The organism is Enterobacter cloacae complex sp. 382A5, assembly GCF_050031095.1.
GTDB classification, from domain to species: Bacteria; Pseudomonadota; Gammaproteobacteria; order Enterobacterales; family Enterobacteriaceae; genus Enterobacter; species Enterobacter cloacae.
Window position 1 is genome coordinate 3,499,710 of record NZ_JBLGVK010000001.1, and the last position, 14,144, is coordinate 3,513,853.

Genomic DNA, 14,144 nt, shown 5'->3' on the forward strand with positions numbered 1-14,144 from the left:
GCCCGAAAAGGAATCAAATCACTATGCGCTGTAAAACGCTGACCGCTGCCGCTGCGGTTCTTCTGATGTTGACCGCAGGCTGTTCCACTCTGGAGAAAGTGGTTTACCGTCCTGACATCAACCAGGGGAACTACCTTACCCCTAACGATGTGTCTAAAATCCGTGTAGGGATGACACAACAGCAGGTCGCTTATGCACTGGGAACCCCGATGATGTCCGATCCGTTCGGCACCAACACCTGGTTCTATGTATTCCGTCAGCAGCCAGGCCACGAAGATGTGACCCAGCAGACCCTGACGCTGACCTTCAGCAGCGCCGGTGTGTTGACCAACATCGACAACAAACCTGCCCTGACCAAATAATCCGGCGTCAGAAATGCAAAAAGGTGCTCAATGAGCACCTTTTTTGTATCGACATTTCGCACTGGATCGTAGCCCCGGTAAGCGCAGCGCCACCGGGAGAAGAAAGCACTACTTAGCTGATTTCTCCGCACGCTGGCGACGCAGCTCTTTCGGGTCGGCAATCAACGGGCGATAAATCTCCACCCGGTCGCCCTCTTTCAGCACATCGCCCAGCTTCACCGGACGGCTGTAAATGCCGACTTTATTTTTTGCCAGATCGATATCGCGACGAAGCTCCAGAATGCCAGAAGCTCGGATAGCCGCCTCAACGGTTGCGCCCTCTTCCAGCGTCACGCGCTGCAGATACTGCTTCTCAGGCAACGCGTAGACCACTTCCACAGCTATCTTATGCGACACTGTAGACCTCTTTGGCGCGGGTCGTGAACGCCTGAACCATATTGGACGCCAGCTCTTTGAAGATGCGGCCAAACGCCAGCTCAATCAGCTTATTGGTAAACTCAAAGTCCAGATGGAACTCGATGCGGCAGGCATCAGCGCTCAGCGGCGTAAACTTCCAGCCTCCCATCAGGGTCTTGAATGGACCATCCACCAGATGCATCAAAATACTCTGATTGTTCGTCAGCGTATTGCGGGTGGTGAACGTCTTGCTGATCCCCGCTTTGGAGACATCCACCGCCGCCGTCATCTGCGTCGGGCCAGACTCCAGAACGCGGCTCCCGGTACACCCAGGGATAAATTCTGGATAAGACTGAACATCGTTCACTAACTGATACATTTGTTCCGCGCTGTAAGGTACAAGCGCAGTACGGCTAATCTGAGGCATAGCATTTCCCATGGTCACACAACGGACAAATAATAACATTTATCACCTGTTAAAAAAACGCTAAGCCTCATCTCGTGCTAAGATAGCGCGTTAGACCTCACAGGACGCAATGAGGTGACTTTTTGAAATCAGATTACCGACGGCTTTACGACACTTATGACGAAGAAAAAAGCACATAAACCAGGCTCGGCGACCATTGCGCTCAACAAGCGTGCTCGCCATGAGTATTTCATTGAAGAAGAATTTGAAGCTGGCCTTGCACTGCAGGGCTGGGAAGTAAAATCGCTGCGCGCCGGGAAAGCCAACATCGGCGATAGCTATGTGATCCTGAAAGATGGCGAAGCCTTCCTGTTCGGTGCCAACTTTACGCCGCTGACCGTCGCCTCTTCGCACTACGTGTGTGACCCAACGCGTACCCGTAAGCTGTTGCTGAACAAGCGGGAACTGGAATCCCTCTACGGGCGCATTAATCGTGAAGGCTTTACCGTGGTCGCGCTGTCGCTGTACTGGAAAAACGCTTGGTGCAAAGTAAAAGTTGGCGTTGCCAAAGGTAAAAAACAGCACGACAAACGTACTGACCTGAAAGAGCGCGAATGGCAACTCGACAAAGCGCGCATTATGAAAAACGCAGGACGTTGATTCTGCACACTTATTGTACTATTCAATAAGTTAGCGTTCCGGGCTGGTATCCAGGAAGTGAAATCTGGTATACTGAGTTCAACACTATTGGGGCTGATTCTGGATTCGACGGGATTTGCGAAACCCAAGGTGCATGCCGAGGGGCGGTTTGCCTCGTTAAAAGCCGCAAAAAAATAGTCGCAAACGACGAAAACTACGCTTTAGCAGCTTAATAACCTGCTCTGAGCCCTCTCTCCCTAGCTTCCGCTCTTAAGACGGGGATCAAAGAGAGGTCAAACCCAAAAGAGATCGCGTGGAAGCCCTGCCTGGGGTTGAAGCGTTAAAACTAATCAGGCTAGTTCGTTAGTGGCGTGTCTGTCCGCAGCTGGCGTGCGAATGTAAAGACAAACTAAGCATGTAGTACCGAGGATGTAGAAATTTCGGACGCGGGTTCAACTCCCGCCAGCTCCACCAAAATTCTCCATCGGTGATTACCAGAGTCATCCGATGAAGTCCTGAAAGCCCGCACGGCGCAAGCCCTGCGGGCTTTTTTGTGCCCTCAATATGTCCCGCGAAGTCTGAAGAGAACTAATTAAATCCGAACCTTTTAGGCCCATTGATAGGCCCAACGAAAAGCTCTATCGTTTTCGTTGGGCCTAAACGCATGGAGACTACCCATGGCAAGAAAAACCAAGCCGTAAACCGATACGGAAATCAAAGCCGCCAAACCTAAAGATGCCGATTACCAGCTGTATGATGGTGACGGGCTTACTCTGTTAATCAAGTCCAGTGGTAGTAAGCTCTGGCAGTTCTGTTACTATCGACTTCTGACCAAGCAGCGAACCAAGCAGAGCTTCGGTGCCTACCCTGCCGTCTCACTTTCTGATGCGCGTAAACTCAGAGCTGAATCTCAAGTTTTATTGGCGAAAGACATTGATCCTCAGGAACATCAGAAAGAACAGGTGAGAAATTCTCAAGAGGCCAAAACCAACACTTTCCGGTTAGTTGCCGAGCGTTGGTGGAATGTGAAGAAAGCCAGCGTAACAGAGGACTATGCCGACGATATCTGGCGCTCGCCTGAGAGAGATGTTTTCCCGGCAATCAGTGATATCAATGTCACTGAGATTAAGGCTCATATTTTGGTTAAAGCAGTTCATCCGGTTCAGGCCAGAGGTGCATTAGAGACAGTCCGCCGCCTTTGTCAGCGTATTAACGAAGTCATGATTTATGCGCAGAACACAGGCCTGATTGATGCGGTTCCCAGCGTAAATATCGGGAAAGCATTCGAGAAACCGCAAAAGAAAAACATGCCAAGCATCCACCCGGATCAGCTACCACAGTTAATGCAAACGATGCGTACAGCAAGTATAAGTTTGCCCATGCGATGCCTGTTTATGTGGCAGCTTCTCACCATCACTCGACCTGCCGAAGCAGTTGACGCTCGATGGGATGAGATCGATTTTGATGCCAATGAATGGAGAATTCCTGCGGCTCGAATGAAGATGAACCGGGACCATACGGTTCCACTATCGGATGAGGCAATCTCAATTCTGGAAATGATGAAGTCCCTCAGTGGTGGCCGGGAGTTTATCTTTCCCAGTCGCATCAAACATGAACAGCCAAACAGTTAATGCCGCACTGAAGCGTGCTGGCTTAGGAGGAGTACTCGTTTCACACGGCTTACGTTCTATCGCCAGTACAGCTCTCAATGAGGAAGGATTTCCCCCTGATGTCATTGAAGCAGCTCTTGCTCATGTAGACAAAAATGAGGTACGTCGCACTTATAACCGCAGTGATTATATTGAGCAACGTCGTCCAATGATGCAATGGTGGGCAAATTTCATTACAGCGGCACACCGAGGAAGTCTAATTGAAGATGTATATAAAGGTATTCGATTATTAGCTTCTGGGCTTTGAGTTGGCTGTAAAACCCATGGTGATTTATACAGATGAACGTACAGCTGCGTTCACTGCTCAGAGCTGCTGCTGCCGCAGTCTGAATCCGGGTTTTACGCTAACCATGCTAACACCCCTGCTCTCACACAGTTGATGCGATGATAAATAATCCGCGTATACTCATACCAATTCAATCAGATAATACTCTGCTGACACTGTAACGCATCCAATATGACAAAATTTAGCGAGACCCTTATTCATCAGGACGTGCGTTTCCTGAACGTCCGCACCCTGCTTGACAGGGTAGATTCAGGACGCCTTGATGCCAACCCACCTTATGGCTCAATGCCTGCTTTATCCATCGCCAGTCGTTCCCAGATGATTGAGTCATTGATTCTGGGGCTGTCGACTGAAACGTTCTGGGCGGAACAGGATGGTTTAGGCAGGACAATGCTACTGTCCGGATTTGAGATGGTTTCAGCGATAGCCGCCTTTGCCTGGGGCCGGTTTGCCCTGAAAGACCTTCGTGTGTTAAAACATCTTGAAGGTCTTTCTTTTGACAATATTGATTACGCTGACAGACGACAATTTGAACAGATGGAACTGATTTTCATAACCATTTCCTACGATTCAAATCCTTTACTGAAGTGCATGCTGGTCGAGAAAATCAACAGACCAAGGCATGGTTCAAACGCAGCTCAGTTTGCCCGAAATATTATTTTCCCTGCGAGCGCGGAAAAGATATTGGACCTGGCAACATATAGTCTTGAGCGGCACGATTTTTCAGGACTTCCCGCTGAAAAAAACATGAACAGGCTGTTGCTGCGGATGCAGACCGATCTGTTTTACGGTCTGCTAATCTACTTTATGAAAAGCCATTGGTGGGACATTAGTGGGCATCATCATTTGGGACATGATGCGTTTTCACGTAGCAACGCACTGGAACGCTTGTATTCGCATGACATCGCGCCGTCTGACGATCTCGATTATGCGTTAAACAAGCTGACAATGATGCTTGATGATGGTAACAGGAAGGCTCAACAAGCATTCAACGACATTGTCAATTCTGTCCGGTCGATTCTGAACGCACATACATTTGGTGCGCGCACTGTCGGGAAAAATTATATCACTCGTATGAAACGTTCTGGTCCTGATGAGTTCAGTCTGCTCGATTATCTTTACGAAAATGTCACTGGCAGAGTGCCGCCGTTGAACTTGACCCGATCCATGACCATTCGCGATCTCGCTGGAATTCTCTGATAATGATTAAGCAATTACATCTAAAAAACTTCAAATGTTTCACTGAACAACAATTTGAGTTTTCGCCACTGACAGTATTTTGTGGCTCTAACTCTGCCGGTAAATCCACGGCTATACAGTCTCTTCTGAGTATTATTCAGAATAGTGATGCGATGGCAAACGGGAAGTTCAGACTAGATGGAAAGCTGTTCAGCTTTGGAAAGCTTAAAGATCTATTATCGCATCATCCGGTTGATAACGAAATAGTCATTAAAACCGACTCTTTCAGCGTGACGTTGATCGCTGATGATCTTAACAGTAAAGAGTGTCTCATTCAGGACGGCCATATTACGGATCTGGGTTACCTAACATCTCTGTTGAAAAATGATTTTGTCTATCTATGTGCTGAACGATTTGGCCCCCGTTCGAGCTTTGAGATAGGTACCCGTGAAGATACTCTAGAAATGGGGATATTTGGTGAGTTTGCGCTTGCAAACTATCACAAATATCAGGATAAGCCTGCACCAAATCAGGCATTTGCCAGGGTAGTCTGCTCTCATCTATTCACCGGACATGATGCAACCGCACAAGTTGTGTATACAGATGCTCTGGTCCGTGAAGCGATGAACAGAGTATGTCCAGGGTTCGCAATGCAAGTGAATGAGGCGGAGGAGATAGACAGGATATACAATCTTTACACTGCGGGTTCAGAGAACATCAGACCAATCAATGTTGGATTTGGCGTAAGCTATGTGCTCCCTATTATTATCAGCGCTGCGTTAATCCGTCCTGGTGGCACGCTGATTGTGGAAAACCCGGAGGTTCACCTCCATCCCCGCGCGCAATCCTCTCTGGTTCAGATTCTCTGTACGCTTTCACAAACGGGCGTACAAGTTATTATTGAAACTCACAGTGATCACATCATTAATGGTATTCGTGTTTTTGCAAAGGATCATTCATTTGATGAACGGGAAAACATCATTCATTCAGTGACGGACAAAGGGGGGAAACGACAGGTTAAACCCATTCATATTGACAAGGATGGCAACCTGACCGCCGTTGATGAAGGATTTTTTGACCAGATAACTAAAGACTTAATGAGGCTGTTCTGATGGATGTATCCATTAATGACTTGTCTTTTAAAGGGCAGTTTACCTCCTTCAGTGAGATTGAAGCGTGCGTGAATGATCTGATGGCTGTCACTCAGGTGGCAGAGGAGCTTGCCGGGTATAAGCCTGTTCGACGCACGCGAGGACTGGCTGGGCGGATGCTAACGAGGACAGAGAGCCTGCGGTCTTATATGAACAGTTTGTACGGCACTGGACGCGCTGCAGATGAAAAGCTGCTTCAATCAATTCTGCTGACATTCGTCAAAGGGCCTTTTATACCGGATGATGCCTTCGATGATCAGGTTCGTGGCGCTGTGAGTATCTGCGGTGATGTCGTGGACGATACGGCCTTGCATGCCTGCTTTTCGCGAAAGGATGAATCTATTCATGCGGTGATTTCAGCATCATTCCATCCGTATGATTCAGTCCCAGAGATCCGGGTTGCCAGCAACGGCTGTGCGCAAGTGCCGGTACTTAATTTTGTTTCAAGCACACAGTGTACCCCGTTGCTGAGGTATTACGATGCCAATCCAAAGCATGAACTCAAAACCGATAAGCTTGTTAATAACAATGTTCATACGAAAATGGATCTTGACAGTGACACTGCTCTGGCCTGCCTTAGAGACGGTATGCAGGTTATCGGGGATCGGTATGTCTATGGGTATCACAATGAGAAATGGTATGAATTTCGGCCTCATGAGGATGGGCGTTACCATGGTTTCCCGATAGTAGATCCGGGCAATGAAGGCACACTTAATCGTATTATCCGTGTGTTTGGTGAGCCGCCCTACTCTCCTGCAGGATACCAGTTCTGTCTAGCATAATTGACGTTCGGGTTTACCTGGCGTTGGGTAGCCGGTCAGTGGGAAGAGACTTGTAAACCTACGTCTATATATTTAGCACATGCTCCGTAAGCCATCACCCAATTTGAACGGCCTCCTATATAGTTGAACAATTTACTCATAATGGACTGAACCCACAACAGTAGACATTTCCTGTCCTCACGACGAGGCCTGTTCAAAGGCCTCCGGACTGACGCCGCCGAGATGACTGTGGCGCCGGGTCCGGTTGTAGTACACTTCAATGTAATCGAAGATATCCGCCCGGGCCAGATCCCTGGTTTTATATATGCGTTTTCTGATCCGTTCTTTTTTCAGCGAACTGGAGAACGATTCGGCCACCGCATTATCCCAGCAGTTGCCACGCCTGCTCATGCTCGGCGCCAGGTTATTGGCCCGGCAGAAGCGCTGCCAATCGTCACTGCCGTACTGGCTGCCCTGATCGCTATGTACAATAACCTCGCCGTCCGGTTTTCGACGCCACACGGCCATCATCAGAGCGTCCAGCGCGAGTTCGCGAGAAAGAGTGGGCTTCATCGACCCGCCAACCACGTTACGGGCGAAGAGATCGATAACCACCGCCAGATACAGCCAGCCCTGCCAGGTGCGAATATAAGTAATATCGGTGACCCAGACCTGATTGGCCCAGACAACAGTAAACTGTCGCTGCACACGATTAGGCGCAACCACTGAAGGTCTGCCAGCGATACGACGTGGAGCTTTATAGCCGCGCACGGCTTTAATCCGGTTCAGTTGCATAATACGGCCCACCCGATTTTTACCGCAGGTTTCCCCGATTTCGTTCAGGTCGCCATGAACCTGGCGGTAACCGTATACGCCTCCGCTCAGTGAATAGGAGTCACGGATAAGCGTCAGCAGACGCTGGTTATCTTTATCCCGCGCGGAGACCGGGTTATGCAGCCACGCATAAAACCCGGCCCGGGCAACTCACAACACCCGCACATCGTCATGACACCCCATACAGTGCGGTGCTCATTGATGAAGCGGTACTTCAGTCGGGCTTCCTTGCAAAGTACCGCGCGGCCTTTCTCAGAATGTCCCATTCTTCCTCAGTGCGCTTCAGTTGGGCCCTGAGCCTCAGGATTTCGCTTTTCGCTTCCAGTAAATCACGGGCATACTGCTCGCTGTTATCGGGTTTAATTGCCCGCAACCACTTTTAGAGACTGTGTGTTGAAACGCCCAGCCGGTCAGAAACTTCGGCGACGGAATAACCGCGTTCCGTTATCTGACAGACGGCTTCTTCCTTAAATTCAGATGTAAATCGTGGTGTGCCCATACGCTCCTCCTATGCTCAAACTATAGGGCAGGATCGTCTACCGGGGCGGGGTCAGTCCAATTCTTGAAGTGATGAAGCCCGTTAGCGCTCATCGTGACCATGTTTTCCTAAGTTGGAACGATCCAAAACAACCGATGAATATTCAGACTGCTAATGCCACTATAAAACGTATCGGCTATGGTGGAAAACTTGTTGCTCATGGCCTTCGACCTATAGCAAGTACTGCAATGAATGGAATTGCCTTTAATGCCGATGTGATTGAGGCATCTTTAGCGCATAACGATAAAAAATGAGATTAGGCGTATATATAATCGCTCAATATACTCAGATTAACGCATTGTTCTAATGGATTGGTGGGGTGTTTGTTCGTAAATTTTAACCGAAAAACACTCAAACAACTGTTTAAATAAACATGGTTTTATTACCAGTTTTTTTTGTTTTGAATAAATATTATCTTTAGCTTCTTATCAACCAAGAACTTAATGAGAGTCATGAAAGACTCTTACTAAAAACAATAGAATTGCGAGGAATAAAATGGATTTTGATATTCTTATTGATCAAAGCCTTTCATCTTTCGTTACCGGAGGCGGGCCAAGCCAAATATCAAATAACAGTCTCCTCTCTATTATTAATGATTTCGAAGATGGAAGTTGGAGATATCAAAAATTTCACAGATTCATCTGGGATAATATTTTACAAACAGCTCTTTCAAACCAAGAAAGAGAAGCCTTAATTGATGGCCCATTCACCTCACTTGCTCTTGCATCAAAAAACCTTAGACTTACTGATAGCGAACAAGACATAAGTAAAGGAAGCGAACTTGCGGAAATATTTTTGTATGGGATAATGCGACACCACTTCAATGCATTACCTGTCGTACCTAAAATATTCTATAAACAAAACAGCCAAGATAATGCAAAAGGTGCTGATAGTGTACATGTTGTCATTGTAGATAATAATAATTTCTCATTATGGTTTGGTGAAGCCAAATTCTACAACAGTATCGAAGATGGTCGTTTCGACACTATAATAACCTCTGTAAAAAATTCAATTACAACAGAAAAACTAAGAAAAGAGAACAGTATAATATTAAATACCCAAGATCTATATGAATTAGTACAAGATGAAAAATTAAAACTTAAAATATCGGACACATTATCTTCTAATAATTCAATGGATAATATTAAACCTTTACTCAATATACCAATTTTCATTTTGCATGAGTGTCCTATAACAGAAAACTCACACAGTTTATCTGAAAGTTATAAATCCTCCATAACTGAAATGCATAAAGAGCGAGCTCAAGCTTTTTTTAAAAAACATCAAGAAAAGATTAAAGATATTTATGACTATGATAAAATTAAATTTCATTTAATACTGTTCCCTGTACCAAAAAAAGAAATAATAATTGATAAATTTGTAAGTACTGTACGATATCATAAGGAGCAATAATATGGATAATGAATTCAATAAAGATTGCAATGGAGAGTATCATGCAGAACCTACACTACAGGATGAATACATCTTCTCGCACTGCCAAAGTATAAACATTCTAATTGAGCAAAGAAATTATAATGAGGCTAGAAACAACCTCATTTCATTATTAGACTATCATAAAAAAAATAACCTTCACTACAATCCTCTTGTGAACCATCTTATTAGAGCATTAGGGTTATATCCATATCTTCAAACAGACACCTCTGAATGGCATGATAGATTGGTCTATGACCTATTTAAAGTTGATGTAGGATTAGCTAACCCTATAACACTACATCGAGAGCAATCATTAATTTTAAAAAGGCTATTGAGCGGAGAAAACCTAGCAATTAGTGCCCCAACTAGCTTCGGGAAAAGCTTTATTATTGACGCTTTCATATCACTAAAAAAACCTAATAATGTATTAATAATTGTACCAACGATATCCCTCACTGATGAAACTCGTAGAAGATTACATAGGAAATTCTCCTCACAATATAAAATAATCACTACTGCAGATGTTGACCTCTCCGAAAAAAACATCTTTGTATTTCCTCAAGAAAGGGCTATAAGCTATCTTGAAAAAATTGAACATTTAGATCTTTTCATTATTGATGAATTTTATAAAGCCAGTGAGAAACATGATAGAGACAGAGCACCGGCCTTAATAAAGGCAATAATGAAATTTACTAAAATTGCAAAGCAACGTTATTATTTAGCACCAAACATTAGTGAGATCACAAATAACCCGTTTACTAAAGGAATGGAGTTTGTAAAAATAGATTTTAATACTGTTTTTTTGGAAAAGCATGATCTTTCCAAAGAAATAAAAGAAGATGACACTAAAAAATCTAAAGCACTGTTAGAGATCCTTTCAAATACTGACGGGAAGACTTTAATATATGCAGGTACATATAAAAACATTGAAAAAATATCAAACCTTATTTTAAAAACTGAATTCTCTCATGAACCGTATCTTTTGAAAGAATTTTCAAATTGGTTAAAGATTAATTATTCTCAAAATTGGAAACTTGCCAAACTAATTGAGAAAGGAATGGGTATACATAATGGACGATTGCACCGTTCTATCAGTCAGTTACAAATCAAACTCTTCGAGGAAAAGCACGGAATCAAAAACATTGTTTCGACGTCCTCCATTGTGGAGGGAGTAAATACATCAGCTGAAAATGTTGTAATTTGGCAATGTAAAAATGGAAGTAGTAACCTTAAAGATTTTACATACAAGAATATCATTGGCCGAAGTGGGCGGATGTTCAAACATTTTATTGGTAAAGTGTATTTACTATCAGCACCTCCTCAAGAGGAATACAACGAATTGGATTTAACCATTCCTGAGTCTCTTGTGGGTGGAATTGACGAGATTGAGTATAAAAATGATTTAACGCCGGAGCAAATTTCCGCTATCATTGCGTACAAGGAAGAAATGAGATCTATTTTAGGGCATGATACCTTTAATAAACTGTTAAATGAAGGAGCTTTCAAATCTAGTGATTACTTACTAATAAGAGATATAGCCATTGATATAGCAAGCAAACCAAATGAATGGGCAAATATTGCATACCTTAATTCAAATAACCCCGATGAATGGGACTACTACTTATATAAAATAATTAATCTACAACCTGCCGGATGGGGTGGTAGATACTCTAAATTCGTTTCATATATTAAGGTCGCAAGTTTAAACTGGAAATATACAATCCCACAAATTTTAGATACTCTATCTAATGACGGAATAACAATCGATGATTTCTTTGAATTCGAGAAAAATCTAACATTTAAGTTAACCTCACTTTTAAATGATGTTAACGTTTTACTATCTGAATTACTGCCTAATAAAAAAACAGACATATCGCCATTTATATTTAAAACATCAAACGCGTTTCTTCCCCCAATTGTTTATCAGTTAGAAGAATATGGTCTACCTCGCATGCTTACAAAAAAAATATCGATTACTTACAAAATAAACTTCGAAAGCGAATCTTTAACTTTGCATAATATTATTGATCATTTAAAGGGCATAGAATCAATTATAGGGTTGTCAACGTCAATGGATGCAAGCCCTATGGAGGAGTATATCTTGAATAATTTCCTTGAAGGTGTGACATATAACCGATAAGTGAAATGCCGAATGACAGGTCGCAATGAAATTCACACCACTTAAAATTAGGCTAGTCTCAAAAGTAAATTATGCACTTAAAGACACAAATTCTTGTCTGAATAGAAGCGTGTGCTTGAGTCATAGCCATTTTAAATTAAGCACCTTCGATTTCGCGCGCAATGCTCTCCCCGCCTGCCCGTTTAAGGGGGCGCTTTTAATGCAGGTGTATGACCGGCCTCAAGGCACGCCAGTGCTGGCGCTGGCGGGGATACAGTGTCGGGAAAACGCATGCAAAACCATGCACCTTATGCATGCATGGCTTTTTTTAGGGAAAACAGCGGGATTTTCGGGAATTTTTGAAAGGACTATTGCGCGGCCAGTTCTGCGCGTCGGCGGGTTTAATTCAGGTTCTGTGCAGGCATGAATTTTTCACGACTATCACCGCGCGAAGCCGCGTCAGGCCTGAATCCGATGGCCGTTAAAATGTCATTATCCTGCGCCGAATAATTAATTTTTTCACCGGTGACCAGCCAGACCTGCAGCGCCTCACGTAGATAGTCGATCGAGTGCTGCGTGGCGCAGCGCTGAATGGCGGAATGCTGCCCGGAATAATTCATCAGCTCCGGGGCAAGGGCGGCGGCCAGCTCCGCGCCGTGCGCCTGCATAAAATCATTCAGACGGTTACGGATGCTGATGCACTGCCCTTCTTCGTGCGAATGAAGCAAGCTTTTCGCGGTTTGCCTTTTCGACCTACGTTAGTTCATCCCTGACTTGCAGCCAGGTGGAAATGCTTGCCTGACTCCCCATACCTTTGAGTAGTGTCAGTATGATCACTTTAGTCTCTTCGGATGGCTATCCATACTTGTGCGCCAGCCCATTAAACGGCTACCGCCCATTTAGACATAGCAGCACTATCATTGCCCAAAAGATAGTGAGAATCAGCATCGAGTACTATGTCAGAAAGTATCTATTCCGGCATCAGTTTATAATACACCGTCAGAGACATGCAGTTCTTTATTACATGTATTACTAATTGAATACAATTCGGCTGGGGTGTTACAGCATATCATAAAGGTAGCAAAGAGGTCTTTTCTGGATTATGAAAATTGCTCCTGCATAGCAATAATATATACAAACGAATATAGATTGTTATATGCTCTTGGCCGATGCTACCGTAAATCGTACATGAGGGTAATAATGGATATTTCGCTTCTTACAGGACAACGGACTAACGCATGGTCAGCGACCATGATTAATCTTGAAGCTAGAAAACTCATTAACACAGCAAACATGGTAGCGGCTAGCCACCTCAAAGATGGGCTCACCAGAATTCAGTTCATGGAAGACATTAAGTCTTTCATCACTGAGCAATTTTCTCTTGCCCGCAAAGCGAAGTCTGATGAAGAAGGGATTTCCTACATAAAAAATCTAAGGGCAGAGAATGAAAATCTTCTTGAACAGGATCGGCTACTCAGGACGAAAGCTGCACAGATTTATGCCAAAGTTGAATTCATCAAGGAAAACAACAAAATCGTTGGCTATGTGATCTCCGCTGTGCAGATTGTTTTTGCAGGTTTACAAGCCGCAGGTGGATTGATCCTTGCTAGTTCAATGACACCTGTCGGGGTCTTGTTGGGTGCCACATTAGTGATTGATGCGGCAAATACCGTATCCAGAGAAGTAAATAATCAATTACTGAACAAACCTGGGTCACAAGGGTTTGTTGCTGACACAGCGATGTCAGTAGCGGAGTTTATGGGATTTCGCAGTGAAACAGGTCTGGCAGCCTATAAAACGGTAAGTCTTGCTGCAAATGCGTACAGCGTATTCGGTTTACTTCGAAAACCAGGCTCCTGGCGCCTGTTTTATTTTATGCGCTCAGATTTTTACAGAAAAATGGACTCAATGAGTCGGCCAAAACTAACTATGAAAATCATCGGATATGGCATAAACGCAAAAATCGTTTTCGACTTACTGACTATTGATAATCCTTCCTAAACCGCCAGGCTTTATAAGTTAACTTGAGGGGGGTCATCCAGCAGAAGATACCAAAGATAAACAGTACAGCTACACCTGATGAGATGATATTTTCTGGGGACGCGAAGCACACTGCCAGGATGAACAGAACGATAAGTATGGCTGAAAGAATGACAATCCCTTTAAATCGATTTGAAAGAGCAGGAAGCAAAATATCCAATGTAGTACTTTGCGTATCCGCATAGCGTTTAAGCTTTTGAAGCTCTTCTTTTGTAAAACCAGATTTAAGTAACACTTCTTCCGATATCGCCACGTCATTCCCCTTCCTTCTACGCGAAGCCAGTATACCGAGATCTCAGAAAAAAAAAACTACAACCCCCGAATGCGGC

The 14,144-nt window shown here is 44.3% G+C and carries 11 protein-coding genes, 1 other RNA gene and 4 pseudogenes; 11 read left to right on the forward strand and 5 right to left on the reverse strand.

Going from position 1 to position 14,144, the window contains the following annotated elements:
- Window positions 1-23: 23 nt before the first annotated feature.
- Window positions 24-362: an outer membrane protein assembly factor BamE gene (bamE, locus tag ACQG2G_RS16445; RefSeq protein ID WP_003863121.1), complete on the forward strand. Its 339-nt coding sequence runs from the start codon at window positions 24-26 to the stop codon at window positions 360-362.
- A 108-nt stretch (window positions 363-470) separates the two neighbouring features.
- Here bamE and ACQG2G_RS16450 read toward each other — a convergent pair whose 3' ends face one another.
- Together ACQG2G_RS16450 and ACQG2G_RS16455 are read right to left on the reverse strand one after the other, a co-directional pair.
- A complete protein-coding gene (locus ACQG2G_RS16450) occupies window positions 471-758 on the reverse strand; it encodes an RnfH family protein (protein ID WP_028028154.1) in 288 nt (95 codons plus the stop codon).
- Entirely contained in the window at window positions 748-1,185 is a 438-nt protein-coding gene (locus tag ACQG2G_RS16455) for a type II toxin-antitoxin system RatA family toxin (protein WP_008502504.1), read from the reverse strand. The genes ACQG2G_RS16450 and ACQG2G_RS16455 overlap by 11 nt, the downstream gene beginning before the upstream one ends.
- 156 nt (window positions 1,186-1,341) lie before the next feature.
- Here ACQG2G_RS16455 and smpB point away from each other — a divergent pair, with 156 nt between their 5' ends.
- The 6 genes and pseudogenes from smpB to ACQG2G_RS16485 all read left to right on the forward strand — a co-directional run bounded on the left by smpB (window position 1,342) and on the right by ACQG2G_RS16485 (window position 6,871).
- Complete coding sequence (smpB, locus tag ACQG2G_RS16460; RefSeq protein ID WP_008502505.1) at window positions 1,342-1,824, forward strand: SsrA-binding protein SmpB; 483 nt, start codon at window positions 1,342-1,344, stop codon at window positions 1,822-1,824.
- An 89-nt stretch (window positions 1,825-1,913) separates the two neighbouring features.
- Window positions 1,914-2,277: a transfer-messenger RNA gene (gene ssrA / locus ACQG2G_RS16465) on the forward strand.
- Window positions 2,278-2,516: 239 nt separating this feature from the next.
- Window positions 2,517-3,720, forward strand: a pseudogene (locus tag ACQG2G_RS16470) (integrase domain-containing protein).
- Window positions 3,721-3,930: 210 nt separating this feature from the next.
- Window positions 3,931-4,959: a hypothetical protein gene (locus ACQG2G_RS16475; protein ID WP_061772508.1), complete on the forward strand. Its 1,029-nt coding sequence runs from the start codon at window positions 3,931-3,933 to the stop codon at window positions 4,957-4,959.
- A 2-nt stretch (window positions 4,960-4,961) separates the two neighbouring features.
- Window positions 4,962-6,050 carry an AAA family ATPase gene (locus ACQG2G_RS16480; RefSeq protein ID WP_048970724.1) on the forward strand — a complete coding sequence of 363 codons (1,089 nt, stop codon included), beginning with the start codon at window positions 4,962-4,964 and terminating at the stop codon, window positions 6,048-6,050.
- Complete coding sequence (locus ACQG2G_RS16485; RefSeq protein WP_061772507.1) at window positions 6,050-6,871, forward strand: hypothetical protein; 822 nt, start codon at window positions 6,050-6,052, stop codon at window positions 6,869-6,871. Before ACQG2G_RS16480 ends, ACQG2G_RS16485 begins: the two co-directional genes overlap by 1 nt.
- Before the next feature lie 177 nt (window positions 6,872-7,048).
- Here ACQG2G_RS16485 and ACQG2G_RS16490 read toward each other — a convergent pair.
- Window positions 7,049-8,183, reverse strand: a pseudogene (locus ACQG2G_RS16490) (IS3 family transposase).
- Between the two features lie 59 nt (window positions 8,184-8,242).
- Between ACQG2G_RS16490 and ACQG2G_RS16495 the strand changes: the two are divergent.
- The 3 genes and pseudogenes from ACQG2G_RS16495 to ACQG2G_RS16505 form a co-directional block, all read left to right on the forward strand.
- A pseudogene (locus ACQG2G_RS16495) lies at window positions 8,243-8,516 on the forward strand (tyrosine-type recombinase/integrase); the annotation flags it as partial.
- 201 nt (window positions 8,517-8,717) lie between these two features.
- Window positions 8,718-9,635: a HamA C-terminal domain-containing protein gene (locus tag ACQG2G_RS16500; protein WP_048970730.1), complete on the forward strand. Its 918-nt coding sequence runs from the start codon at window positions 8,718-8,720 to the stop codon at window positions 9,633-9,635.
- Window position 9,636: 1 nt separating this feature from the next.
- Window positions 9,637-11,796, forward strand: coding sequence for a DEAD/DEAH box helicase (locus ACQG2G_RS16505; protein WP_061772506.1), 2,160 nt, complete (start codon window positions 9,637-9,639; stop codon window positions 11,794-11,796).
- A 380-nt stretch (window positions 11,797-12,176) separates the two neighbouring features.
- Here the strand turns inward: ACQG2G_RS16505 and ACQG2G_RS16510 are convergent.
- Window positions 12,177-12,506, reverse strand: a pseudogene (locus tag ACQG2G_RS16510) (phage polarity suppression protein); the annotation flags it as partial.
- 469 nt (window positions 12,507-12,975) lie between these two features.
- Between ACQG2G_RS16510 and ACQG2G_RS16515 the strand changes: the two are divergent.
- Window positions 12,976-13,776, forward strand: coding sequence for a DUF4225 domain-containing protein (locus ACQG2G_RS16515; protein WP_061772505.1), 801 nt, complete (start codon window positions 12,976-12,978; stop codon window positions 13,774-13,776).
- On the opposite strand, the gene ACQG2G_RS16520 is transcribed toward ACQG2G_RS16515, so the two are convergent.
- Window positions 13,757-14,068 (reverse strand): hypothetical protein, encoded by a 312-nt coding sequence (locus ACQG2G_RS16520; RefSeq protein ID WP_045901478.1) that lies wholly within the window; start codon window positions 14,066-14,068, stop codon window positions 13,757-13,759. The two genes, ACQG2G_RS16515 and ACQG2G_RS16520, sit on opposite strands and share 20 nt — an antisense overlap.
- Between the last annotated feature and the right edge of the window lie 76 nt (window positions 14,069-14,144).

Bases quoted from the DNA above. Each gene is read 5' to 3' on its own strand.
- bamE (WP_003863121.1), top strand. From the start codon at position 24: ATGCGCTGTAAAACGCTGACCGCTGCCGCTGCGGTTCTTCTGATGTTG.
- ACQG2G_RS16455 (WP_008502504.1), bottom strand. From the start codon at position 1,185: ATGCCTCAGATTAGCCGTACTGCGCTTGTACCTTACAGCGCGGAACAA.
- smpB (WP_008502505.1), top strand. From the start codon at position 1,342: ATGACGAAGAAAAAAGCACATAAACCAGGCTCGGCGACCATTGCGCTC.
- ACQG2G_RS16475 (WP_061772508.1), top strand. From the start codon at position 3,931: ATGACAAAATTTAGCGAGACCCTTATTCATCAGGACGTGCGTTTCCTG.
- ACQG2G_RS16480 (WP_048970724.1), top strand. From the start codon at position 4,962: ATGATTAAGCAATTACATCTAAAAAACTTCAAATGTTTCACTGAACAA.
- ACQG2G_RS16485 (WP_061772507.1), top strand. From the start codon at position 6,050: ATGGATGTATCCATTAATGACTTGTCTTTTAAAGGGCAGTTTACCTCC.
- ACQG2G_RS16500 (WP_048970730.1), top strand. From the start codon at position 8,718: ATGGATTTTGATATTCTTATTGATCAAAGCCTTTCATCTTTCGTTACC.
- ACQG2G_RS16505 (WP_061772506.1), top strand. From the start codon at position 9,637: ATGGATAATGAATTCAATAAAGATTGCAATGGAGAGTATCATGCAGAA.
- ACQG2G_RS16515 (WP_061772505.1), top strand. From the start codon at position 12,976: ATGGATATTTCGCTTCTTACAGGACAACGGACTAACGCATGGTCAGCG.